Annotated in this window: 22 protein-coding genes; 5 read left to right on the forward strand and 17 right to left on the reverse strand. The window is 73.4% G+C overall.

The genetic code is table 11. The annotated features are described in order from the left end of the window. Window positions 1–6: 6 nt before the first annotated feature. The 10 genes from AB0K37_RS03550 to AB0K37_RS03595 form a co-directional block, all read right to left on the reverse strand. Window positions 7–1,221 (reverse strand): alanine racemase, encoded by a 1,215-nt coding sequence (locus AB0K37_RS03550; protein ID WP_363974167.1) that lies wholly within the window; start codon window positions 1,219–1,221, stop codon window positions 7–9. Beyond that, window positions 1,218–2,075 carry an IclR family transcriptional regulator gene (locus AB0K37_RS03555; RefSeq protein WP_363974170.1) on the reverse strand — a complete coding sequence of 286 codons (858 nt, stop codon included), beginning with the start codon at window positions 2,073–2,075 and terminating at the stop codon, window positions 1,218–1,220. The genes AB0K37_RS03550 and AB0K37_RS03555 overlap by 4 nt, the downstream gene beginning before the upstream one ends. Further along, entirely contained in the window at window positions 2,072–2,815 is a 744-nt protein-coding gene (locus AB0K37_RS03560) for an MBL fold metallo-hydrolase (RefSeq protein WP_363974173.1), read from the reverse strand. Before AB0K37_RS03560 ends, AB0K37_RS03555 begins: the two co-directional genes overlap by 4 nt. Next, on the reverse strand, window positions 2,812–3,951 hold the full coding sequence (locus AB0K37_RS03565) for a M20 family metallopeptidase (RefSeq protein ID WP_363974176.1): 1,140 nt from the start codon (window positions 3,949–3,951) through the stop codon (window positions 2,812–2,814). Before AB0K37_RS03565 ends, AB0K37_RS03560 begins: the two co-directional genes overlap by 4 nt. Beyond that, window positions 3,951–4,916 carry an ABC transporter permease gene (locus AB0K37_RS03570; protein WP_345171582.1) on the reverse strand — a complete coding sequence of 322 codons (966 nt, stop codon included), beginning with the start codon at window positions 4,914–4,916 and terminating at the stop codon, window positions 3,951–3,953. The genes AB0K37_RS03565 and AB0K37_RS03570 overlap by 1 nt, the downstream gene beginning before the upstream one ends. After that, window positions 4,916–5,860 (reverse strand): ABC transporter permease, encoded by a 945-nt coding sequence (locus AB0K37_RS03575; RefSeq protein WP_363974180.1) that lies wholly within the window; start codon window positions 5,858–5,860, stop codon window positions 4,916–4,918. Before AB0K37_RS03575 ends, AB0K37_RS03570 begins: the two co-directional genes overlap by 1 nt. Further along, window positions 5,853–7,463, reverse strand: coding sequence for a sugar ABC transporter ATP-binding protein (locus AB0K37_RS03580; RefSeq protein WP_363974183.1), 1,611 nt, complete (start codon window positions 7,461–7,463; stop codon window positions 5,853–5,855). The genes AB0K37_RS03575 and AB0K37_RS03580 overlap by 8 nt, the downstream gene beginning before the upstream one ends. 2 nt (window positions 7,464–7,465) lie before the next feature. Further along, a complete protein-coding gene (locus AB0K37_RS03585; protein ID WP_363974186.1) occupies window positions 7,466–8,518 on the reverse strand; it encodes an ABC transporter substrate-binding protein in 1,053 nt (350 codons plus the stop codon). A gap of 67 nt (window positions 8,519–8,585) precedes the next feature. After that, window positions 8,586–10,148 carry an amidohydrolase family protein gene (locus AB0K37_RS03590; protein WP_363974189.1) on the reverse strand — a complete coding sequence of 521 codons (1,563 nt, stop codon included), beginning with the start codon at window positions 10,146–10,148 and terminating at the stop codon, window positions 8,586–8,588. A 181-nt stretch (window positions 10,149–10,329) separates the two neighbouring features. After that, the gene (locus AB0K37_RS03595; RefSeq protein ID WP_363974192.1) at window positions 10,330–11,310 is read right to left on the reverse strand and encodes an adenylate/guanylate cyclase domain-containing protein; all 981 of its coding nucleotides are present in this window, start codon (window positions 11,308–11,310) and stop codon (window positions 10,330–10,332) included. 88 nt (window positions 11,311–11,398) lie between these two features. Between AB0K37_RS03595 and AB0K37_RS03600 the strand changes: the two genes are divergently transcribed. Next, window positions 11,399–12,169 carry a MerR family transcriptional regulator gene (locus AB0K37_RS03600; RefSeq protein WP_363974195.1) on the forward strand — a complete coding sequence of 257 codons (771 nt, stop codon included), beginning with the start codon at window positions 11,399–11,401 and terminating at the stop codon, window positions 12,167–12,169. A 4-nt stretch (window positions 12,170–12,173) separates the two neighbouring features. On the opposite strand, the gene AB0K37_RS03605 is transcribed toward AB0K37_RS03600, so the two are convergent. The 3 genes from AB0K37_RS03605 to AB0K37_RS03615 all read right to left on the reverse strand — a co-directional run bounded on the left by AB0K37_RS03605 (window position 12,174) and on the right by AB0K37_RS03615 (window position 16,396). Further along, window positions 12,174–13,778, reverse strand: a complete 1,605-nt coding sequence (locus AB0K37_RS03605) for a sigma-70 family RNA polymerase sigma factor (RefSeq protein WP_363974198.1) — start codon at window positions 13,776–13,778, stop codon at window positions 12,174–12,176. Window positions 13,779–13,981: 203 nt separating this feature from the next. After that, window positions 13,982–15,592: a long-chain fatty acid--CoA ligase gene (locus AB0K37_RS03610; protein WP_363974201.1), complete on the reverse strand. Its 1,611-nt coding sequence runs from the start codon at window positions 15,590–15,592 to the stop codon at window positions 13,982–13,984. Window positions 15,593–15,856: 264 nt separating this feature from the next. After that, entirely contained in the window at window positions 15,857–16,396 is a 540-nt protein-coding gene (locus AB0K37_RS03615; protein WP_363974204.1) for a SigE family RNA polymerase sigma factor, read from the reverse strand. Window positions 16,397–16,598: 202 nt separating this feature from the next. On the opposite strand from AB0K37_RS03615, the gene AB0K37_RS03620 reads away from it, so the two are divergent. Both AB0K37_RS03620 and AB0K37_RS03625 read left to right on the forward strand, forming a co-directional pair. Continuing rightward, entirely contained in the window at window positions 16,599–17,555 is a 957-nt protein-coding gene (locus tag AB0K37_RS03620; protein ID WP_363974206.1) for a hypothetical protein, read from the forward strand. Further along, window positions 17,549–18,367 (forward strand): MauE/DoxX family redox-associated membrane protein, encoded by an 819-nt coding sequence (locus AB0K37_RS03625; RefSeq protein WP_363974209.1) that lies wholly within the window; start codon window positions 17,549–17,551, stop codon window positions 18,365–18,367. Before AB0K37_RS03620 ends, AB0K37_RS03625 begins: the two co-directional genes overlap by 7 nt. Before the next feature lie 65 nt (window positions 18,368–18,432). Here the strand turns inward: AB0K37_RS03625 and AB0K37_RS03630 are convergent, their stop codons facing one another. From AB0K37_RS03630 to AB0K37_RS03640, 3 genes are all read right to left on the reverse strand, one after another. Then, window positions 18,433–18,669: a hypothetical protein gene (locus tag AB0K37_RS03630; RefSeq protein ID WP_363974212.1), complete on the reverse strand. Its 237-nt coding sequence runs from the start codon at window positions 18,667–18,669 to the stop codon at window positions 18,433–18,435. Window positions 18,670–18,996: 327 nt separating this feature from the next. Further along, window positions 18,997–20,190: an ATP-binding protein gene (locus AB0K37_RS03635; protein ID WP_363974214.1), complete on the reverse strand. Its 1,194-nt coding sequence runs from the start codon at window positions 20,188–20,190 to the stop codon at window positions 18,997–18,999. 298 nt (window positions 20,191–20,488) lie between these two features. Beyond that, window positions 20,489–21,499, reverse strand: a complete 1,011-nt coding sequence (locus AB0K37_RS03640) for a pirin family protein (protein ID WP_363974217.1) — start codon at window positions 21,497–21,499, stop codon at window positions 20,489–20,491. 162 nt (window positions 21,500–21,661) lie between these two features. Between AB0K37_RS03640 and AB0K37_RS03645 the strand changes: the two genes are divergently transcribed. Then, a complete protein-coding gene (locus AB0K37_RS03645) occupies window positions 21,662–22,123 on the forward strand; it encodes a MarR family transcriptional regulator (RefSeq protein WP_363974220.1) in 462 nt (153 codons plus the stop codon). On the opposite strand, the gene AB0K37_RS03650 is transcribed toward AB0K37_RS03645, so the two are convergent. Continuing rightward, the gene (locus AB0K37_RS03650; RefSeq protein ID WP_363974223.1) at window positions 22,120–22,542 is read right to left on the reverse strand and encodes a hypothetical protein; all 423 of its coding nucleotides are present in this window, start codon (window positions 22,540–22,542) and stop codon (window positions 22,120–22,122) included. The genes AB0K37_RS03645 and AB0K37_RS03650 overlap by 4 nt on opposite strands. Window positions 22,543–22,704: 162 nt before the next feature. Here AB0K37_RS03650 and AB0K37_RS03655 point away from each other — a divergent pair, with 162 nt between their 5' ends. Next, window positions 22,705–23,445, forward strand: a complete 741-nt coding sequence (locus AB0K37_RS03655; RefSeq protein ID WP_363974226.1) for a M15 family metallopeptidase — start codon at window positions 22,705–22,707, stop codon at window positions 23,443–23,445. The last annotated feature ends 1 nt before the right edge of the window (window position 23,446 follow it).

The raw sequence follows: 23,446 nt of genomic DNA on the forward strand, positions 1-23,446 counted from the left end.
ACCGGTTCAGAAGTACGTGCGGATCAGGTCGACCACCGTGTGGTCGTCGTCGACGACGGGGATGACCTGCCATTTGTCGAAGGCCGTGCACGGGTGGGAGATGCCGAAGCAGATCAGGTCTCCCGGGCGCACGGAGGCGTCCCCCGTCGCGACGTAGGCGTGGTGGTCGTTGGTGTCGGTGACGCGCATGCCGTCCGCCGGGGCGATCGTCCCGTCCGGCCTGCGGATCCGCAGCGGGACGGGCAGGCCCGCGTCGTAGGGGGCTTCCCGCTTGCCCATCCCGGCGATCGCGAGGCCGGGCTCCGGGACGGACGTGACCTGCGCCCAGATCTCCAGCGCGGCGTCCAGCGAGCCGGGGACGCGGGTGAACGGCGTCCGCTCGGTGTAGATGCCGTCGTCGTGGGAAACGTAGGCGCCGCTGCGCAGCACCACGGTGAGGTCGTGACCGGGCAGCCAGTCGCCCGCGAGCTTCTCGGCGACCTGGTCGAAGTAGGCGCTGCCGCCCGCGGTGACGACGACGTCGCGGGGGAGCAGCGGGGACAGCTCGACGGTGGCGTCGCGCAGCGCGCCGAGGTAGGCGCCGGCCGCCGCGACGTCCGGCAGCCCGCCCTCGTACCCGGCGACGCCGGCGAGTTCCGTGCCGGGGGCGCCGGCGACGGCGCGGGCGACGGCGGCCAGCTCCTCCACGGTGCGGCAGCCCGTGCGGCCGTTCGGGTGCCCGAGCTCGACGAGCACCCGGATCGGGCGCTCACCGGCCGCCGCGGAGATCGCCGCGACGCCCTCGGCGGAGTCGGCGTACAGCAGGAACTCCATGCCGCGGTCGACCTCGCCGCCGAGCCAGCGCAGCGCGGTCGGGTCGAGCAGCTCGTTGGCCAGCAGGACGCGGGGGACGCCGAACGTCCGGTAGGCGAGCACCTGGTTGGCGGTCGCGGCGGTGATGCCCCAGGCGCCCGCGTCCAGCTGGGCCTGGAACAGCGTCGGCGCCATGGACGTCTTGCCGTGCGGCGCGAACGCGAGCCCGTGCTCACGGCAGAACGCGGCGAGCGCCGCGATGTTGTGGTCGAGCGCCGACCGCCGCGCCACCATCACCGGCCAGGTGAACGGGCCGTCGAACAGCGGGTGCCGGGCGGCGGCGAACTCCTCCAGGGGGACGGGCGGACCGGGCAGCCAGAGGCCCTTGGTCCGCCAGTCGACATGCTCGCCGGGAATGGTGAGGCTCACGGCTGGTTCCCTTCCTGCGGGTCGTGGCGCGACGGGTCGTCGCGGGGCCGGTCCGGGCGGCGGCGGGACGGCCGGGACGAGCCCAGCACGCGGGAGATCTCCAGGCCCGCCCGCTCGACCATCGGACCGACCTCCCGGACCCGCGCCGGCGTCATCCGGGAGGTCAGCCCGGACACGCTGAGCGCCCCCACGGCCCGGTCGGTGTGGTCGAAGATCGGCGCGGCGACGCAGCGGACCTCGGGCTCGTTCTCCCGGTCGTCCACGGCGTACCCGGAAAGCCGTACCCGCTCCAGCTCGGCGGCCAGCCGCGCCGGGTCGGTGATCGTCCGTTCGGTGCGCGCGGGCATCCCGGCCGCGACGACCGTCTGGAAGTCGTCCTCGCCGAGCCAGGCGAGGATGGCCTTGCCGACGGCCGTCCGGTAGGCGGGCATCCGCAGCCCGACGCGGGACGCCATCCGGACGTTGTGCTCGTTCTCCACCTTGTCGATGTAGACGACGTCGGGGGCCTCGTAGACGACCAGGTGGCACGTCTCCCCCACGAGGTGCTGGAGGCGGCGCAGCGGGTCGGCGGCGACCGACCGCATGTCCAGCGTCGACAGGTACGCCTGGCCGAGCCGCAGCGCGCCGTGCCCGAGCCGGAACCAGCCGGTCTCGCGGTCGCGGGTGAGCAGGTCGCCGTCGATGAGCGGCTGCGCGAGCCGCAGCACGGTGCTCTTGCTGATGCCGAGGTCGTCGGCGATGCGGGTCAGCGACACCCCGCGCGCGTCGGCGTGGTCGCGGACGTGGTCGAGGACGGCGAGCGCGCGCCGCAGCGACGACGACTGGTTCCTCGGTTTCGCCTGGTCGGTCGTCATGTCGTGCTCCCCGGAAGCAGGCCCCGGCGCAGGACGTCCCGCGCGGCGCGCAGGTGCCGCCCGGCGCGGGCGAGCGATATCTCGTGGTGGCCCGGCAGCAGCATGTCGACCTCCAGCCCGGCGAGCCGCTCCAGGCTGGCGGCGTAGTCGGGGACGCGCGAGTCGTGCAGGTTCTGCAGCGAGATCCGCCCGCCGGTGAAGACGCAGTCCCCCGAGAACAGCGCGCGGCCTTCGGGCGCGTCGAGCAGGTAGCAGGTGTGCCCGTCGGCGTGCCCGGGGGTGGCGACGGCCTGGAGGGCGACGCCTCCGCCGAGGTCGACGCGCTCGCCGTCCGCGATGGGGCGGACCCGCGGGCACGCCGGGAACGTGTAGCCCTCCGGGTAGACCCCGGCGGCCTTGCCGCGGTCGACGCTGAGCTTCTCCTCGTCGCCCGAGGCGATCCAGTCGCTCGCCGGCGCCCCCGCGCGGACGGCGAGCCCCTCCACGCCGCGCGCCAGTCCGGCGGCCCCGCCCGCGTGGTCGGCGTGCCCGTGGGTGAGCAGCAGGTGCCGCTCCCCCGTCGGCCCGGCCGCCGCGAGCATCCGCCGGGCGAACAGCCCGGCGGACACCCCGGCGCCCGCGTCGACCAGCGCCGCGCCCTGCGACCCCCGCACGAGGTAGACGTGGCAGTCGAGCGGGTCGGTGAGGTCGAACCCGGCGGCACCGCTGCCGACGAGTTCGACGTGCTGCGTCAGCCTCATGACCGCCCCCCGCCGAGCGAGCGGACGGTGTCGGCGACGAGCCGGGCGGCGAGGTCCACGTCCGCCAGCGCGACCGACTCGTCGGCGGAGTGGGCGTCGGCGATGGAGCCGGGGCCGAACACGACCGAGGGGATGCCGGCGCGGGCGAGCTTGCTGGCATCGGTCCCGAACGGCATGCCCTGGACCGCAGCGGGACGTCCCGCCGCTTCGAGGGCGCGGCTGAGAGCCGCGGGCACCGGGCTGGTGGCGGGCGTGTCAAGGGCGTGGTCGACGGTGAACGGCTCGTCGACCTCGATGCGGCCCGGGATGAGCGCGGCCAGCTCGGCGCGGTCGCGGCGCCACACCTCGACGGGGTCCTCGCCGGGCAGGGTGCGGCGGTCGACGTCGATCTCGCAGCGGCCCGGCACGGTGTTCGGGCCCTCGCCGCCCCGGATCCGGGTGACGCAGCGGGTCGCCGTCCCGAGCAGCGGGTGCGGCGGGACGTCCGGCGCCGCCGCGCCGATGTGGTCGATCACCCGCGTCATGAGGGCGACCGCGTTGACGGCCTCGTCCGGCCGGGAGCTGTGCCCGGCCGTCCCGAGCGCGCGGACGGTGTAGCGGACGCAGCCCTTGTGCGCGGGGGCGGGGACGAGCCCGGTCGGCTCCCCCACGACGGCGCCGGCGATCGGCGCGTCCCCGAGGTCGGAGATCAGGGCGAGGACGCCCTGGTAGGCGTGCTCCTCGTCCACGACCCCTGCGAGAACGACCCCGAACGGCGGCGGGTCGCCGGCCGCCAGCTCGGCCGCCGCCAGCATGAACGCCGCGAGCGGGCCCTTGGCGTCGCAGGCGCCGCGGCCGTAGAGGCGGCCGTCCCGGATCGTCCCGGCGAACGGGTCGACGGTCATTCCGGCGGTCTCGACGGTGTCGAGGTGCGACTCCAGCAGCACCATGCGGGGATCGCGTCCCGGCACGGTCGCGACGACGTTGGGACGTCCCGGCAGCACCTCCCGAAGCTCCGCCCTCACGCCGCGCGCTTCGAGCCAGCCGCGCACGTACTCGGCGACCGCGGCCTCCCCGAACCCGGGTCCGGACCCGGCGCGCGGGTTGACGCTGGCGATGCCGACCATCGCCTTGAGCAGCTCCCCCGAGCGCGTCATCAGGACCGCCGTTCCCGCGCGTAGGCGAGCAGCAGCGCGATGATCAGCAGGCCGAGGACGATCTGCCGGACGCCCTCCGAAACGTTCCACGCCGCCAGCAGCGCGGTCAGCAGCGTCAGCAGCAGCGCGCCCGCGACCGTGCCGAGGACGTGCCCGCGCCCGCCGAGGATCGACGTCCCGCCGAGCACGACCGACGCGATCGACAGGAGCTGGTACGGGTTGCCCATGGTGAGGGAGCTGGTGGAGGTGAACCCGAGCAGCACGAGCCCCGACACCCCGGCGAGCAGCGCGCACGCCCCGTAGGCGATGAACGCGGTGCGGGCGAGCGGCACGCCGGACGCGCGCGACGCGCGCTCCCCGTTGCCGAGCGCGAAGACCCACCGCCCGGCGCGGGAGGCGTGCAGCAGCCACGCGGCGACGGCGGTGATGCCGAGCCACAGGACGAACGCGAGCGGGACGCCCGCGACGCGGTCGTTGGCGAGGGACGCCAGCATCGGCACCTTCGCCGACTTCGGCGACCCGTTGGTGTAGACGAGCAGCGCGCCGGCGACGATCGTGCCGGTGGCCAGCGTCATCACCATCGGCGGCACCCGCAGCCAGGTCACCCCGGCGGCGTTGGCGAGCCCGACCAGCAGGCTCGCGGCGAGCGCGACGGCGACGCCCGCGGGCCCGCCCGAGCCGGACGCGACCTGCGCGCACACCACCGCCGACAGCGCGACGACGCCCGACACCGACAGGTCGATGCCGCTCATCATGATCACGAGGGTCTGGCCGACGGCGACGATGCCGAGGAACGCGGCCGTCTGCACCAGGTAGCGGACGCTGGAGACGCTGTCGAACCCCTTGGCGAACAGGATCGCGGCGAGCCAGGTCACGAGCAGCACGCCGAACGCCCAGGCGGCGCGGTTGTCCCGCAGCGCCGCCACCGGCCCGCGGGCGCCCGCGGTGCGCGAAAGCGCGGCCATCAGTCCGTCCTCTCTCTGGTCGCGAAGGTCTTGACGGCGATCGCCACGATCAGCACCGCGCCCTGCATGATCAGTTGGTAGAACGGCGAGAGGCCGGTGAAGAGCAGCAGGTTGGTCAGCAGGCCGATGAGCAGCGCGGCCAGCACGGTGGCGCGCATCTGCCCGACGCCGCCGAAGAAGCTGACCCCGGCGAGCACCGACGCGGCGATCGAGTTGAGCGTGTACGGGGCGCCGATCGTGGCGTCCCCGGAGCCGGTCTGGATCGCGAGGCCGATGCCCGCGAGGCCGATGAAGACGCCCGCGAGCGCGTAGGCCGAGATCTTGACCTTGCGGGTGCCGATGCCGCTGGCGTAGGCGCCGTGCTCGTTGCCGCCGACCGCGTACAGCGACAGACCGAAGCGGGTCGTCCGCACGAGCTTCCAGAGCAGCAGCACCAGGGCGATCGCCACGAACGGCAGCGCGAGGCCGTTCCAGCCGTTGTTGTACGCCTTGACCAGGCCGGACGGGACGCTCCCGCCGGGCTGGGGGAGGACCACGAGCGTGACGCCGCCCCACAGGAACGACGCCGCCAGCGTCACGATGATCGGCGGCAGCCCGGCGTAGGCGACGAGCACGCCGTTCGCGGCGCCGGTCGCGGCGGCGGCGGCCAGGGCCAGGCCCGCGGCGGCCGGCACGCCGTCCTCGGCGCGGACGGCGAACACCGCCATCGCCAGCGACAGCACCGCGCCGAGCGACAGGTCGATGCCGCCGGCCAGCATGACGGTGCTCTGCCCCATCGCCGCCAGGATCAGCGGCAGGAACTGCGCCGACAGGATCGTGATCGACGCGGGGGTGAACACCTGCGAGTCGTAGTGGCTGTAGACGGCCAGCAGCACGACCAGCAGCGCGCCGAGGCCCGTCACGTCCAGGTTGCCGCGCAGCGCGGCGGAGAGGCGGTCAGGCATGCGCCACCGTCCCGGTGACGGAGGCGCGGACGAGCCGCTCCTCGGTGAGGTCGCCGCCGGAGAGCCGGTCCACGACCGCGCCCTCGTACATGACGGCGACCTCGTCGCACAGGCCGACGAGTTCCATGGTGTCTCCCGAGGTGACCAGGACCGCCACGCCGCTGTCGGCCAGCCGGCGGAGCAGGTGGTAGATCTCGCGCTTGGTGCCGACGTCGATGCCGCGCGTCGGCTCGGCCAGCAGCAGCACCCGCGGCTCCGAGGGCAGCCAGCGGGCCAGCGCGACCTTCTGCTGGTTGCCGCCCGACAGCCGGCGCGCCTCCTGCTCGGGCCCGGTCACCTTGATCCGCATCCGTTCGACGAGGTCGGCGACGAGCCGGTCCTCGGCGCCGCGGTCGACGGTGGTGAGCCGGCGGCCGGGCGTCACGACGCCGAGGTTGGTGAGGGACAGGTTGGCCCGGACGGTCTGCGCGACGTGCAGGCCCTCGACCTTGCGGTCCTCCGGGACGTAGGCGATGCGGCGGCGGATCGCCTCGCGCGGCGACGCCAGGCGCGCGGGGCGTCCGTCCAGCTCGACCCGGCCGGTGTGCCGGACGAGCCCGAACAGGGCGCGCAGCACCGCGCGCTGCCCCTGCCCCTGGAGGCCGCCGAGGCCGATGATCCGGCCGGGTTCGAGGTCGAGGTCGACGCCGGCGCAGGCGCCGGGGACGGTCAGCCCCCGCGCGCTCAGCACCGGCTCGCCCGCGGGGACCGGGGTCGCGTCCCCCGCGGAGTCCTCGGCCGCGGTCCTCTCCGCGGCGATCTCCCGTTCGGAGGGGATGGCCGCGGCGTCGCCGACCGCCGGGGCGGCGGCCCTCGCCCCGGCCTTCGGCGGGAACAGGTCGGACAGCTCCCGGCCGATCATCAGGTGCACGATGTCGTCGTGATCCGTCTCGGCGCGCTCGCGGGTGGCCATGACCTCGCCGTCCTTGAGCACGGTCAGCCGGTCGGCGACGGCGAACAGCTCGCCCATCCGGTGGCTGACCATGATCACCGAGGAGCCGGCCGCGCGCAGCTCGTCCACGACCTTGAACACGCACGCGACCTGGTCGTCGTCCAGGGCGGACGTCGCCTCGTCCAGGATCAGCAGGCGCGGGGACGAGGCGAGCGCCTTGGCCAGCTCGACGAGCTGCTGCTGCCCGAGCGGGAGGCGTCCCGCCCGGGTCAGCGGGTCGGCGTCCAGGCCGACGCGCTCCAGCAGCGGCCGGGCGCGCCGGGCCAGGTCGCGGCGCAGGACGAGCCCGCGCCGCGCCGGCCACTGGCCGAGGAACACGTTCTCGGCGACGGTCTGGTGCGGGTTGAGGCTGAGCTCCTGGTGCACCGAGCCGATCCCCATGGCCCGCGCGCGGTGCGGGGACCAGGCGCCTGCGGGCGCGCCGTCGTAGACCACGCGTCCGGAGTCGGGCGACAGGAGTCCCGTGATCAGCGAGAGCACGGTGCTCTTGCCCGCGCCGTTCTCGCCCACCAGGGCGAGCACCTCACCGGCGCGGACGTCGAAGCTCACCTCGTTCAGCACGCGGTTGCCCGCGAAGGACTTGGAGACCCGCTCGACGGCCAGGAGTGTCATCGCTACTTGCCGATCAGCTTGTCGATCTCGGACAGCGGCAGCGCCTGGATCGGGTAGGAGTCGTCGGGCTGGTCGGCCTTGACGTACTGGTCCAGGTTCTCGTCCGTGATCTTGGGCAGCGGGACCGTGATCTGGTTCGGCACCGTCGCGCCGCCGGCCTTGGCGACCGCCGCGCGCAGCGCGATCACGCCGAGGTAGTTCGGCTGGGCGGTGGACAGCGAGGAGAACCCGCCGGCCTTGTTGTCCTTCCAGAGCTTGAGGAACCCGTTGTAGTTCTCGCCGGTGATCGGGACGAGCTTCTTCTTCTGCTTGACGAGGGTCTGGAGCGCGGCGGCCGAGAGGGCGCCGCCCTGCGAGAACACGCCGTCGATGTCGGGGTTGGCGGAGTAGGCGGAGGCGAACGCCTGCGCGGCCGGCGCGAGGTTGTACTCGCTGTGCACGTTGGAGACGACCTTGACGCCCGGGTACTGCTTGAGGCCCTCCTGGGCGCCCTGCCAGCGCTCCTCGCTGACCGCGACCCCGGCCGGGCCGTTGAACGCGATGATCTTGCCCTTGCCGCCCAGCTTCTCGCCGAGCCACTGACCCATCATCCGGCCCCACTCCTTCTGGTCCGTGCCGACGCGCACGACCTTGTCGGAGGTGACCAGGCTGTCGAAGTTGGCGACCGTGATGCCGGCGCCCGCGGCCTGCTCCAGCGCCGGGTTCAGCGCGGTGGACGACCCGGCGTCCACGAGGATCACGTCGTACTTCTGCTGGATCATCGCCCGGATCTGGGCGATCTGCTGGGAGGTGTCGCCGTTGGCGTTGAACACCTGGTAGTCGGCGACCTTGCCGTCCTTCTTCAGCTGGGCGACGTCGTCCTTCAGCATCTTGTCGGTCTGCTGCATCCACGACGGGGTCAGGTAGATCGTGGACCAGCCCACCTTGAGGGCCTTGGACTTCCCGGCGGAGGCGGACGACCCGCCGTCGCCGGAATCGACGCCGCACGCGGCGGTGGCGGCCAGCGTGCCCAGCGCCGTGACGGCCACGGCGGCGCGCGTGAACCTACCGATCATGAGGGACTCCTTGTGCTGGTCCGGGCCCGGACGGGCCTCGGCGAACTGGGCGGGGGGCGCTTCGGGTTCAGGCGGGCGCGAGGGCCCGTCCCGGCGGTCTCGCGGTCTCGGCGAGGACGCCTCCGGACAGGACGGGGACGCCGTTGACCACGACGTGCTCGACGCCTTCGGCGGGCACCCTGGGTCTTTCGTAGGTGGCGAGGTCGGTGACGGCGGCCGGGTCGACGACGGCGAGGTCGGCGGCGCGGCCGGTCGCGACGCGGCCCCGGTCGGTGAGCCGGAACCGGTCGGCGGCGCGCCCGGCCAAGTGCACGGCCGCCTGCTCCCACGTCCAGTCGCCGAGCTCGCGGACGTGCCGCCCGAGCAGCCGGGCGAAGGCGCCCCACCCGCGCGGGTGCGGGTGCCCGCCCTGGTAGATGGCGTCGGATCCGGTCGTCTGGGCGGGGTGCCGCAGCAGGGCCCGCACCGACTCCTCGCTGTTGGTCGGCGGCTGCCCGAACACGCATCCGGCCTCCAGCCGGGTCGCGACGAGCAGGTCGCAACAGAACGCCCCGGGGCCCGAACCGGCCCGCTCGGCCGCGTCCGGCAGGCTCATGCCCTCCGCCCACCGGAACTCGTCGGCGGGGACGTGCGAGAGCGTGATGCGGGGCCACACCTCGGGCCGGTGCGCGAACCAGTCGCGCTCCAGCCGCTCCCGGACCGACGGGTCGGCGAGCGCGTCGAGCGTGGCGTCCAGGTCGGCGATGGGGAGCCAGTCCGGCAGCGTGACGAGCGTCAGCGTGCTGGACCCCCGCAGGTAGGGGTAGTTGTCGAAGGTCAGGTCGATGCCCTCGGCGCGGGCGCCGTCCACGAGCGCGACCAGCTCGGCGCCGGGGCCGTGGTAGTGCGAGACGTGCGGGGCGACGCGTCCGGCCCGCGCGATCTCCAGCACCTCCGCCATCGCCGCGCCGGCGGCGGACTCGTACCCGCGCATGTGCGTGACGTAGGGGAGCCCGGCCGCGCCGACCGGCGCGCACAGCGCGGCGATCTCGGCGGCGGCGGCGTAGGCGCCGGGCACGTACTCCAGCCCGGTGGACAGCCCGGCCGCGCCCTCGCAGAGCCCGCGCTCGACCTGCGTCCGCATGGCCGCCAGCTCGCCGGGCTCCGGAGCCCGCCGGGCGGTCCCCATGACGCCGTGCCGGATCGTGCCGTGCGGCAGCAGGTAGACGGTGTTGAGCGGGGTGCGCCGGTCGTAGGAGGCGAGCAGTTCCGCGACGGTCACCGGCCCGCCGTCCAGGCCGGGGTGCGTGCCGTTGACCGGCGCGAAGTAGCGGCTCACGTAGCGGAGCGTCCCGGCGCCGGCCGGCGCGTAGGAGACGCCGTCCTGGCCGAGGACGAACGTGGTGACGCCCTGCCGCAGCGCGGCGAGCTGCACCTCGGGGTCGAACACGGCCGCGTCGCCGTGGACGTGGGTGTCGATGAAGCCCGGCATGACGTACCGGCCGGTCGCGTCGATCTCGGCGGACGCCCGCGCGCCGTCGAGGGCGCCGACCGCGGCGATCCGGCCCGCGGTGACGGCCACGTCCGCGCGGCGCCCCGGGGCCCCGGTGCCGTCCAGCACCGTCCCCCCGCGAACCAGCAGATCGTACATTGGACCTCATTCACCCCAACGAGCGCGTAACCGGACTTCAGTGCCGGTAGTCGTGGAGGTTATGGGGCGCACCAAGCGCGGCACCAGATTTGCAACACATGATTTTGCATTGCACAACTACCCGTTGACCTGCGACGTTACCCGAAGCCGGAGGGTTCGGCGCCGGTGAAGGGGGGACCGCCTACGCCTTGGGACGGCGCAGCAGGAACGGCCGCACGCGGCCCAGGCCCTGCAGCGGGCGTGGACGCAGACCGGAGGCGTCGTAGGGCCCGGACGGCAGCGCCGAGACCAGGCCGGCGTCGGCCAGGACCGTCCCCGGGTAGGCGGTGGACGTCAGGCGCGCGGCCATGTTGACGGGCGTGCCGAACACGTCGCCCAGCCGCTGGATGACCTCGCCGTAGGCGAGACCGACGCGGACCTTGGGGACATCGGGGTCCTCGTTGAACCGCTCCGCGACGCGCAGCCCGATCTCCGCGGCGGGACCGGCGGCGGGCGCGACGAACAGCACCTCGTCGCCGAGCGTCTTGACCACGCGGCCCCCGCACTCGGCGACGATGTGCGTGACGGCCCACTCGAAGCGCTCGACGAAGCCGGCCAGGGCGTCGCCGTCCAGGCTGCGGCTCAGCCGGGTGAACGACACGACGTCGGCGAACCCCACCGCGAGGAGCGCGACGCCCGCGGCGGGGTCGGCCTGCGCGGCTGCGGTGGACGCGGCGGCGCGCATCCCGGCGGCGGTGAGCTGGCGGCGCCACCCGTGCAGCAGCAGCCGCTCGAACGAGGGCCGCAGCTCCTCGGTGGCGACCAGGGCCGCGGTGACCAGGTCGGACGTCACCGGCTCGTCGGACGGCAGCGCGCCGAGGCGCTGGAGCCACACGTCGCCGAGCCAGCTGGCCAGCCGTCCCATCGTCTGGCCGACCGCGCGGACGAGCTGGAGCACCGTCTCCTCGTCCACCAGCTCGTGGGACAGCACCTCGCGGATCTCGACGAGCGCGGCCACGTCGCCGTCGGTGAAGGCGACCTCGTCGTCCGGCGGGACGGGGAAGCCGAGCGCCTGCCAGATGCGCCGCGCGAAGTCGTCCGAGACGCCCGCCCTGGCCTCGACCTCTCTGCGCGTGTAGCGCAGGGGGCCGCCGAGGAGGGTCTCCTCGATGTCGTCCGCCATGCGGCAACCCTATGTGCCATCGATCGATGTAACAATGAGGTGCGGGTAAGATCACGGCGGTCAGACGACACGAGCCGGCGGACGGGGCATGGCCGAGTACCGAATCGACGAGCTGGCGCGGCTGGCGGGCAGCACGGTGCGCAACATCCGCGCCTACCAGGACCGCGGCCTGCTGCCGCCGCCCCGCCTCGAAGGCCGGGTCGGCATGTACGACGACACGCACCTGGCGCGGCTGCGGCTGATCGGCAAGCTGCTGGCCCGGGGCTACACCTTCGCGATCATCAAGGACCTGATCGGCGCCTGGGAGACCGGCAAGGACGTCGCCGAGGTCCTCGGCCTGGAGAAGGTCCTCACCGACCCGTGGTCGGACGAGATCCCCGGCACCGCCACCTACGAGGAGCTCGTGGCGAAGTTCGGCTCCGGCCTGGACGAGGACCAGCTCGCCCGGACCCTGGAGCGGACGGTCGAGCTCGGCCTGATCGAACCGGACGGGGACAAGTACCGGGTGCCGAGCCCGCGGCTGCTGCACGTCGGCGCCGAACTCGTCGCCGCCGGCATCCCGCTGGAGTCCGTCCTCGACATCGCCGGGCAGATCCGCGCCGACTGCGACGTGATCGCCGGGCGGTTCGTGAACCTCGTCCAGGAGCACGTGTTCTCCCGGCTGGAGCACCAGCCCGTCCCGGACGGCGACGAGGTGGGCGAGATCGCCGCCGTGGTCCGCCGGATGCGCCCGCTGGTGAAGATGGTCGTCGACCCGTTCATCGCGCGGGCCATGGAGGCCCGCGTCCAGGCGGCGCTCGGCGACCACCTCGAAACGATCAGAAGCCATCTCGGGGACCGCCCCACCCCCGACGCCTGAGCCGCTACAGCAGCGTCGCGCCCCAGACGACCTTCACCTCGTGCGGCGCGCCCTCGGAGTCGGTGAAGGTCAGCGTGCCCTGGCCCGGCAGGCCGATGAGCGCCGTCCGCAGCGTGACCGTCAGACGCGTCGTGCCGTCCTCGGGCATGCCGCCCTGCATCTGCGACAGGATCAGCTGGTTCGAGGACGTCATCGCCGTCCACGACACCGGGCCGCTCTTCGCCGCGAGGCTGACCTGGGCGGTCTTCGTCCCGTACATCTCGACCTTGGCGGGGTTCACCACGAGGACGCCGGGCGGCTTGGGCGAGTGGGACGGCGGCGCCGGGTGCTGCGGCGTCGGCCGCGGGCCCTCCGGGCTCTCCTGGCCCTTCTCGTGGGTCTGCGGTTCGGGCGGCGGCTGGCCGGGACGGGCCTGCGCGCCACCGCCGGGCCCCTGCGGCGCCTTCCTGCCGGGCCCCTGGCCCTCCGGCCTCTCCTGCGTGATCGACGGCGCCGGATGGGTGCGGAACGGCGGCCACGACAGTGTCCCCCCGCCGATCCCGGGGCCCATCACGACCGCGGCGGCGAGGGCCGCGGCCAGCGCGCCCACCATGCCGCCCCCCGTGAACAGCCACCGGCGAGTGAACGGCGACGGCACGTCCGGCTGGCTCGGCAGGCCGGACGGGGTCAGCGTGCCGCCGCGCGCCGCGATGTCGGCGCGGTAGCCCGCCAGCTCGGGGTCCGTCGCGGTGTGCATGACGCGGTGCCGCAGCGCCGCGGGCAGCACCGGCGCGGGCGCCCGCCCCAGCAGTTCGGCCGCGGTCACCCGGGACCGGGCACGGCAGTCCTCGCAGCCTGCGGCGTGCGATTCGGTCGCGGGATCGACCGGGGAGACCTCGCCTCGGCCGCGGAACCGCCACCACGGCCGCCGGACCGGCTCCGCCGGAGGGGGCTCCTCCCGGCGCTCCGGTGCGCGTGCCGCCAGGACGGGGATCGCCGCGGACCGCGACTCCTCGGCCGCGCCGGCGGCGGCGGCGCACTCCCGTCCCGCGCGGCCGATCTCCCGCCGCAGGGCGGCGTCGAGCTCGGCGCGCGCCCTGCGCACCCGTGCCGCGGCCCGCCGCGCCGACAGGCCGAGCGTCGCCCCGAGGCGGGCCGGGGGCTGGCCGTGCCGGTGCGTCAGGAGCATCACCTCCTGGTCGACGGGCTCCAGCCGGGACAGGCACGCGCGCAGAAGGTCGTGCAGCTCGTCCGAGCGCGGCCGGGCCGGCGCCGGGTCGCCGGCTTCGGCGCGGTCCAGGAACGGCGTGTCGGAGAACTCGCCGTCCCGGTCCCAGAACAGCACCTTGGGGCGTCCGCGGCGGATGCAGCGGCGCCGCGCCGCGCCGTACAGCCAGGAACTCAGATACAGGTGGTCGCGCATTCGCGGAGCGCGGCGGCAGGCGTCGATGAACGCGTCATGGACGATGTCGGCGGCCGCTTTCCCGTCCCCCGACATGGACAGCGTGTAATCGTAAAGGCGCTCGCCGTACTCGTCGTAGAGCGCGGCCAGGGCCGCCTCGTCACCCTCGTTGAGTCCCTTGACGAGCTTGCGGTCGGCTGTGGGGGCGGAGGTGGACAACCTGGGCATTCACGCTCCCGGCAGCGGAGTGTGGAAGTTGCCCCCATGGGGGCCATCCGGACATTCGGCCCACCTTGCATACACCCCCGAACCCCGCCCGCACCACTTGATCGACTGAAATCACCGCGAACGTGACCCGGGGTGATTGGCCGCGTCTCTGAGTGACCACCCGATCTGTGACTCGGGGTCAGAATCCAGTAATCAATGCGGTGTCAATCAGCGCGCCGCACCTCCAGATCACCGTCCGCGTAGCGCCGCCGAAGCACTTTTTTATCGAACTTGCCCACGCTGGTCTTCGGCACCTCGGTGATGAAAGCCCAGCGCTCCGGAAGCTGCCACCTGGCGACCCGGCCGGCGAGGAACTCCCGCAGTTCCGCCGGCGTGACCGCGGCCTCGTCCCGCACGACGACGGACGCGAGCGGGCGCTCCTGCCAGCGGTCGTCGGGCACGCCGACCACGGCCGCCTCCACGACGTCCGGATGGGCCATGAGGTGGTTCTCCAGCTCCACCGACGAGATCCACTCCCCGCCCGACTTGATGACGTCCTTCGCCCGGTCGGTGAGGACGAGGTACCCGTCCGGCGACAGCGTCCCGACGTCCCCGGTGCGCAGCCAGCCGTCGTGGAACCTGCCGGGGTCCTCGTCCAGGTGGTAGGCGCCGGTGATCCACGGACCGCGGATCTCGACCTCCCCCACGGCCTCCCCGTCGCTGGGCAGCACCACGTCGCCGTCCCCCACGATCCGCATCTCCAGCCCGGCGAGGACGCGCCCCTGGGTCACCCGCGCCCGCCACGCGTCCTCGCCCGCCGCCCCGGGCGGCGGGTGCGCGACCGACGCGACCGGCGAGGTCTCCGTCATCCCCCACGCCTGCACGATCCGGACGCCGATCTCCTCGAACCCCCGCATCAGCGACTCCGGCACGGCCGACCCGCCGCACGGCACGAGCCGCAGGGAGGTCAGGTCCGACCCGTGCTCCTTCGCGTACCGCAGCACGTCCGACCAGATCGTCGGCACCGCGCCCGCGACCGTCGGCCGCTCGGCCTCGATGAGCCGGACGAGCGGCTCCGCCTGCAGGAACCGGTCCGGCATGACCAGCGGCGCGCCCGCCATCACCGCCGCGTAGGGCAGCCCCCAGGCGTTCGCATGGAACATCGGGACCACCGGCAGGACCACGTCGGACGCGCTCAGCCCCATCGCGTTCCCCGTGCACGTCGACATCGAGTGCAGGTACGCCGACCGGTGCGAGTAGACGACGCCCTTCGGGTGGCCGGTCGTCCCGCTCGTGTAGCACATCGCGGCGGCCGACCGCTCGTCGATCTCCGGCCACGCGAACGTCGCCGGGGCCGCGGCGAGCAGCTCCTCGTAGCGGTGCAGCTCCTTGCCGGCGCCCTCCAGCGGGGCGGTGTCGCCCTCCCCGACCACCACCACGTGCCGGACGGTCTCGAACCGCGCCAGCACCGGCGCGAGCAGCGGGATCAGCGACGCGTCCACGATGACGACACGGTCCTCGGCGTGGTTCGCGATGTAGACGAGCTGGTCGGGGAACAGCCGCAGGTTGAGCGTGTGCAGCACGGCGCCCATCGACGGCACCGCCAGGTACGCCTCCAGGTGCTCGGTGTTGTTCCACAGGAACGTGGCGACCCGCTGGTCCCCGTCCACGCCGAGTCCCCGCAGCGCCCCCGCCAGCCGGGCGGCGCGCTCACCCACCTCCGCGTACGTGCGGCGCCGCGTCCCGTCGCCCGTCCACGTGGAGACCGCGGCCTCCCCGAAGACCCCGGCCCCGCAGCGCATGATCGTCGTAATGGTCAGCGGAAAGTCCTGCATCGTGCTCCACACGGGAGTCTGCCTCTCCCCAGGGGTGGCGCCCCCTGGAACCCCCGTCACGAGCCGGGCGATCCTGCCGCCACGCTGCGGGTCTGCCGGGCCAGTGCGGGTTGTCGTCGTGTCGCTGCGGTCGCCCGGCTCGCCGGGGTTCGGGTCCCCCTCCAAGGGCGGATAGGGGTGTCCCCATCCAAAAGCGCCGGAAAGGACAAATCAACCCTCTGGACTAAAGCTCAGACGGGGCACGGGCCGAGGGGCGCCCCCGGGTCAGTAGAGCTCGCGGAGGCGGGCCATGGCTCGGGAGACGGTGGACTTGACCGTGCCGACGCTGACGCCCAGGACTTCGGCGATCTCGCGTTCGGACATGTCCTCGTAGTAGCGGAGCATCACGGCCAGGCGCTGGCGTTCGGGGAGGCGGTCGAGGGCGCGGCCCAGAGCGTCGCGCATCTCGCTGCGGTCGGTGTGGTCCTCGACGGGGCGGTCGGGGAGCTTGTCGGTGGGGTAGACGTCCAGCTTGCGGCGGCGCCACCAGGAGATCTGGGTGTTGACCATGGCTCGGCGGACGTAGCCGTCCAGGGCGGAGCGGTCCTCGATGCGGTCCCAGGCGAGGTAGGTCTTGGCGAGGGCGGCCTGGAGGAGGTCCTCGGCCTCGGCGCGGTCGCTGGTGAGCTGGGTGGCGGCCCGGAGCAGGACGGGGCCGCGTTCCACCACGTATGCGCGGAACTCCTCGTGCCGCGTCGCGTTCACACCCACCACCGGACCAGGGCTGGGGAGCCGCACCGACTCCCGGTACGACGACGATCGCATGCTCGGCGTAATTACGGGCCTACTAGAACAATATTTCCGGGTCAACCAGTTTATATTTTTCCACCGAGGTAGATCAAAGTTCCTCCGGCCGTTGACTTATCGCGACAAATCCGTCGACAGCGAGGTCACGGCGCGTGACTCTTGACTCACTGTCCTAACAGCTCTTGCCGTACGTCACGACGATCGATGCCGGAGTGCCGCGATGCCGACGACCCACCTCCGCCGGGCGGCGCACCGCCGGGCGCTGTTCGCGGCTCCCGAAGGCCCGGAGGCCGATCGCCGCGCGCGTGCGATCAGCGGGATCATCCTGGACGCGAGCCCGCATCTGCTGGTGGTGGCCGAGGCGTCGGCGCGGGGCGCCGAGATCCGCGTCCCGATGAGCGAGGACACCGCGATCTGGCACGGCGGGCGCGGGGGCCCCGCCGCGCTCCGGCCGGGCCGGCCCGTGGTCGTCCGGCGGGCCGGCGGCGGCCGCGCCGAGCGGATCTGGGTCGACATCGGCCGGGTCAGCGGGACGATCCTCGCGTGCGGACGCGGCGCCGTGGAGGTGGACATGGGGCCGCACCGCGGGCGCGCCCATGTGGTGATCCCGCCGTCCGTCCTCGGCCCGGTGCTGGTCCGGCATCCGCGCCTGGAGCCCGGCTACCTGCTCGACGTGGTCTGCGTGGGGTCCCCCGGCGGCCCCCAGGCGGTGCGTCCGGGCACGTCGCAGCCCGGGTACCGGGTGGCCGACCTCGCCGCGCCGGAGGCGGCCGCGCCGGTGCCGCGGGAGCTGCGCGGGACGGCGACCTGGTTCGGCGGCGTGGAGGGGGAGTGGCGGGACGGGGCGTCCTACCCGGCGGTCGACTCCGAGGGGGACGCCGGGGGCTGCGCGGACGCCCCGTCCGGATGCGCGCCGATGCCGTACCTGTCGATCGGCAGCGAGATCACCGTGCGCAACGAGTGCGGGGGGCGGGCGGCGACGGTCCCGGTGATCGAGTGCGGCTGCACGGCGGCCCGGTTCTGCGACCGGTGCGTGGAGTGCGACGCGTCGCCGCGGGGGCGGATCGTCGAGCTGACCCCGGCCGCCTTCGCCGGGCTCGGCGGCGACCTGGCGGCCGGCTGCTTCAACGCGACCGTCCGGCCGGGTGCGCCGGGGGGGATGGAGGGGCCATGGTGACGGCGATCCAGAACACGCAGGTCCTGCTGCTGGCGTCGGTGCTGCTGGTGGCGTGCCTGGCGAAGCTGACGGTCCGGGAGCGGGCGGCCGGCGCGCCGGACCACGTGCACGGCGTCCCGGTGCCGGCCAGGCTCGCGCGGCTGTCGGCGCTGCGCCGCAGCCGCGGCATGACGGTCGGGCTCGGCATCGGCGAGGGCCTGCTCGGCCTCGCGCTCCTGGTGACCTCGCACCTGTCGGTGCGGCTGGCCACGACGGTGGCGTTCGCCGCCGCGACCTGGGTGGTCGGGGAGCTGCGGGTGCACAGGCCCGACGCGGGGTGCGGCTGTTTCGGCGCGCTGAGCGCCAAGAAGGTGGACCGGCGCAGCGTGCTGCGGGCGATGCTGTTCACCTGCGCGGCCGTCGTCTCGCTCGGCGCGCCGCACGCGGGCGTGGACGTGCTGCGGGACGTCCCCGCGCAGGTGGGGCTCATGTTCGCGGTCGAGGTCGCGCTGTTCGTGGCGCTGTCCCCCGAGCTGGCGGAGCTGGCCGGGCGGCACCGGCTGCCGCGCGCCGCCGTCCCGTGCGAGCGGCGCCGCAGCCCGATGCCGGAGACGTACGCGCGGCTGTACGGGAGTCCGGCGTGGGCCGAGCACGAGAACGCGATCAGGAGCGCCGTGCCGCTCGACGTGTGGCGGGAGGGCTGCTGGCGGTTCGTGGCCTTTCCCGGACGCCTGAGCGAGCGGGACGTGGAGATCGTGTTCGCGGTGTCGACGTCGGAGCGGGACCGGGCCGTCCGGTCGGCGGTGGTGGCGTCCGCCGGATGCGCCGGATAGCCCGCGGGAGGGCCCTGGGCCACCGGGACGCCGGGAGGCTGGGACGCCGTGACGCCGGGACGCCGTCAGAACTGCTGGGCGCCCCCGCGCGAGCGCCGGTAGAGGAGGCGCCGGGTGCGGGCGTGCAGCGCTTCGCGCAGCCGGACCATGTACCGGTTCTCCGACCCGATCTCCGGCGGGCGGCCGCCCTGGTCCTGGCGCATCGCCGACTCGTCGTAGCCGAGGATCGAGGCCGATATATCGTCCTCGCCCGAGAGCTCGTCGTCGGTCTCGTATCCGTCGGGCCGGCGTCGTACTTTCATGTCTTCCCCTGGCATCGCCCAGATGCCCGCCGCGGGTCGCCAGTGATCTCCTACCCCGCTGACCTGGCACGACAACATGCGGACGTCGCCGGTCGACCGGCCCCGTCCGCCTCGTCAGGACGGCGCCCGATCGCCTCTCTGCAACTCTCTAGCGCTCTATACCGAGAAATCTAGAAAGGCTTAGAAGAAGCCAGAGGGGAGACGAGCGAAATCTACGGTTCTCTACCTCTGCCGCTAGAGGGCCGGATATTCATCCAGCAAGCCAGCTCGATGCGGCCTTCTACCGCTCTCTAGCGTCGGCGCTAGAGAGCCCGATAGTCGGATAGCTCAGGCGGGCTGGGAGCGGAGGAACGTGCCGAAGTGCGGGACGGTGAACGCGACCATGCCGCGTTCGGCGCTGTAGATGAGGCCCTTCTTGATGAGCCCGTCGCGCGCGGGCGACAGGCTGGACGGTTTGCGGCCGAGCTCGTCGGCGACCGACGCGGTGGGCACCGGGTCGTCGCCGAGCATGGCCATGGCGCGCATGTAGTCGCGCTCGGCGGGGGTGGCGCGCTCGTAGCGGCTGCCGAAGAAGCCGACGGCGAGCTCGCTCTCCGCCTCCGGCGCGGCGACCTTGATGTCGTCGACGGTGATGGGGCTGTCGGGCGCGACGTCCCAGACGACCTTGGCGTACGCCTGGACGAAGTAGGGGTAGCCGTCGGCCGCGCCGTACAGCGCGTCGAGGGCCTCCGGGGTGAAGGTGACGTCCTCCCGCTCGGCGGGGGCCAGCAGCGCGACGTCGGCCGACTCGCGGTCGAGCCGGTCGATGCGGGCGTACCGGAAGAGCCGCTCGGAGTAGGACTTGCTCGCCGACAGGACGGCCGGCAGGTGCGGCAGGCCCGCGCCCACCACGATCAGCGGACCGCCGACCTGCGACAGCTCGTGGCACGCGGCGCACAGCGCGGACACGTCGTCGGCCGGGATGTCCTGCATCTCGTCGACGAACAGGGCGATGCCGACGCCGACGTCGGTCGCGACGGAGGCGGCGTCCACGAACAGCTCGGTGAGGTCGATCTCCAGGTCGCCGGAGTCGGCGCGGCCGCGCGCGGCGGGCACGTCGATGCCGGGCTGCCAGCGGTGCGCCCGGGCCTTGGCCTTGCCGGACGGCTCGGGGCCCGCCTGCGCGAACGCCTTGAGCACACCGAGGAACTCCTCGATGCGGTCGGGCGCGCGGTGCCGGGGCGCCAGCTCCCGGACGGCCCGGTGCAGCGCGGACGCCACCGGGCGGCGGATCGACTGGTCGGGCCGGGCCTCGATCTTCCCCGTCCCCCACAGCCGCTGGATCGCCTGCGACCGGAAGGCGTTGAGCAGCACGGTCTTGCCCACGCCGCGCAGCCCGGTGACGATCATGCTGCGCTCGGGGCGGCCGCGGGCCACGCGTTCGAGCACCACCTCGAACTGCCGGAGCTCGCGGTCGCGGCCGGCCAGCTCGGGCGGGCGCTGCCCGGCGCCGGGGGCATAGGGGTTCCGCACGGGGTCCACGCTCTCGGACTCTATGAGGCGATATAGCTGCGGCCGTAGATTTGCGTAGAGAACGCCGCGGCGTGTCGCGTGGTCACGCCGCCGCCCGCAGCGCGCGGAGCCGTCGGGCCCCCGTGTGGCCATGGTCGCCACCATGTCGCCTCCCGGGCGAGCGCGATCGAACAGGGCGGTCGAACTTCTGTTCGACCATTCGAACACAGTAGCGCATGCCGTCTCCCCCGTCCCGTGGAACACGGAAGCCGGACCCCGGCCGCGGGCACCACCCCCGCGGCCGGGGAGCTCAGGGGCCGGACCGGAGTCAGGCCAGGGACTCGTCCGCCTCGGACCGGTGGGGGACCTTCTCGGCGGGGACGGTGCCCATGCGCCCGGCCTGGAAGTCCTCGAACGCCTGGACGATCTCGTCGCGGGTGTTCATCACGAAGGGCCCGTACCGGGCGATCGGCTCCCGGATCGGCAGACCGCCGAGGACGAGGATCTCCCACCCCTCGGCGCCGGCGTTCGGCTGGGCGTCGGCGGCGCGGACGACGAGGCCGTCCCCGTCCCCCTTGTGGTGCGAGCCGGCGAACACCGCGAGCTGCCCCTCGTCCAGCGCGACCTCCTCGACGCCGGCCGTCCCGCGGCCCGACAGGACGTACACCAGCGCGTTGAAGTCGCGCGGCCACGGCAGCGCCAGGCGCGCCCCGGGCGCCACGGTCGCGTGCAGGTAGTTGATCGGCGTGTAGGTGGTGCCGGGGCCGTCGTACCCGGCGAGCGACCCGGCGATGACGCGCACCAGGGACGAGCCGTCGTCCGCGGCGAGCAGCTTGACGTCGCGGGCCTCGATGTCCTGGTAGCGCGGCGGGACCCACTTCTGCGCGCGCGGCAGGTTGACCCAGAGCTGGACGCCGTGGAACAGGCCGCCCTTGGCGACCAGCTCGGGCGGCGGCTGCTCGATGTGCTGGATGCCGGACGCGGCCGTCATCCACTGCGTGGCGCCGTCGGAGATCAGGCCGCCGCCACCGGTGGTGTCCTGGTGCTGGAACGCTCCGTCGATGATGTAGGTGACGGTCTCGAACCCCCGGTGGGGGTGCCACGGGGTTCCCTTCGCCTCACCCGGCGCGTACTCGACGGCGCCCATGTGGTCGAGGAGCAGGAACGGGTCGGCCAGGGACAGGTCGATGCCCGGGAACGGGCGCCTGACCTGGAAGCCCTCGCCCTCCAGGTGGCGCTTGGCGGTCACGACCTTCGCGACGCGGCGCCAGTCGGTGCCCTCCTGCGGCAGCAGCGGCAGGCGGGGCAGGGTCAGCGGGTCGGCCATCACGGCAGGCATCGGGTTCTCCCTCGTCCGGGTGTCCGTCCGCGATCGGGCGGCGCATGGTCCCTGCAACGTAGTTGATGCTTCAACTATTTCCTCGGACGGATGCGCCCGTCCTGTTAGGCTGAAGATAGCGAGAGTTAGTTGAATCTTCAATGTGTGGTCTATACTCGGGGCATGACCGAACCTCGCTGGCTCGACGCCGCCCAGCAGCGCGACTGGCGGGCATACGTGGACGGCAGCGTCCGGCTCGCCGAGGTCATGGACCGCGATCTCAAGACCAAGCACGGGCTGTCGAACTCCGAGTACGAGATCCTCGTCCGGCTGTCGGAGGCGCCCGACCGGCGGCTGCGGATGGCGGAGCTGGCCGACAACGCCAGCCAGTCGCGCAGCCGGCTCTCCCACACCTGCTCCCGCCTGGAGACCAAGGGCCTGGTCAAGCGTGACAGCTGCCCGAACGACAAGCGCGGCGTCTACGCGCACCTGACCGACGAGGGCTTCGCCGTGCTGGACCGCGCCGCACGCGACCACGTCGAGGTCGTCCGGACGTTCTTCATCGACGTGGTGGAGCCCCAGGACCTGGAGGCCATCGGGCGCGCGTTCAGCGTCGTCCTCAAGCGGCTCGGCGGCTCGTCCTAGAGCGGGGCGGTCACGCCGGTCAGGAACCCGACGGACAGCAGGGTCAGCAGGCCCCAGGCGAGCATCATCCCGATGCCGAACGTCCGCCACCGCCCGCCGACCCTCCAGACGAGCAGGCCGCCGAGCCCGAACGCCAGCACCAGCAGCGTCACGAACTGCGGCATCAGGCTGGGCCTGCGGCTCATCATCAGCGGCGGGTACATCATCACGGCGTCGACGAAGACGAACGCCGCCATCCCGGCGGCGAGCGCCTTGACGTCCCGGCCGAGGAACGCCCGCGCGCGCTCCGCGGCGACCTGCGCCCTCTCCGTCTGCAGCAGGGGGTGCGCATGCGCAGCCTGCTCGACCTCCACGCTGTGCGCGACCGCGAAGATCTCGTCTTCGAGGCTTGGGAGGTCCCTCTCCTGAGGTTCCGCCATCCCGGCTCCCTGGGGCCGGCGCCCGCCGGGCGACATGCCCGGCGGAAGGTTGAGGATCACGGCCCGTCCGTCCCGGCCCTTTCCGGCGAGCGCGCCTTCAAACGCACCGTAGCGAATACCCGGCCCGGCGCGCGCACCCCGTGACCTGCGTATGCTGCAAAGATGCCAGGTAGGAGGGCCAAAGGAACCGCGACTTTCCTCGCCACGCTGCTGGCCGTGCCGCTCGCCGCGGCCGGATGTGGCCGCGGCGGCGACGACACGGGCGAGTCGGCGCCCCCGGCGACCCCGCCGACGGCGTCCGCTCCGACCTCCCCGTCGCCGTCCCCCAGCAAGCAGGGCTTCCAGTCCACGATCAAGAAGGTGACGGCCGGGGATCTCAAGTACTCGTGGCGGCGCGGCTGCCCCGTGTCGCCCTCCGGGCTCCGGATGATCGAGATGACCTACTGGGGGATGGACGACGAGCCGCACACCGGCGGGCGGCTCGTCGTCAACGCGAAGGCGGCCGACGACCTGGTGAAGGTGTTCAGGAAGCTGTACGCCATGCGGTACCCGATCGAGCGCATGGAGCCGGTCGACAAGTACAAGGGCAGCGACTTCGACTCCATCGAGGCGAACAACACCTCGGCGTTCAACTGCCGCCAGGCGACCGGGTCGAGCTCGTTCTCCAACCACGCCTACGGTCTCGCGGTCGACATCAACCCGTGCCAGAACCCGTACGTCTACGCGGACGGGCGCGTCGCGCACAAGGACTGCGTCAAGTACAAGAACCGCAAGAACGACGACCCGGGCGTCATCCACGCCGGCGACAAGGTCGTCAAGGCGTTCGCCTCGATCGGCTGGAGCTGGGGCGGCACCTGGAGCGGCGCCCGTGACTACCAGCACTTCTCCAGCTCGGGCCGCTGAG

The organism is Actinomadura sp. NPDC049753, assembly GCF_040674655.1.
Lineage (GTDB): Bacteria > Actinomycetota > Actinomycetes > Streptosporangiales > Streptosporangiaceae > Spirillospora > Spirillospora verrucosospora.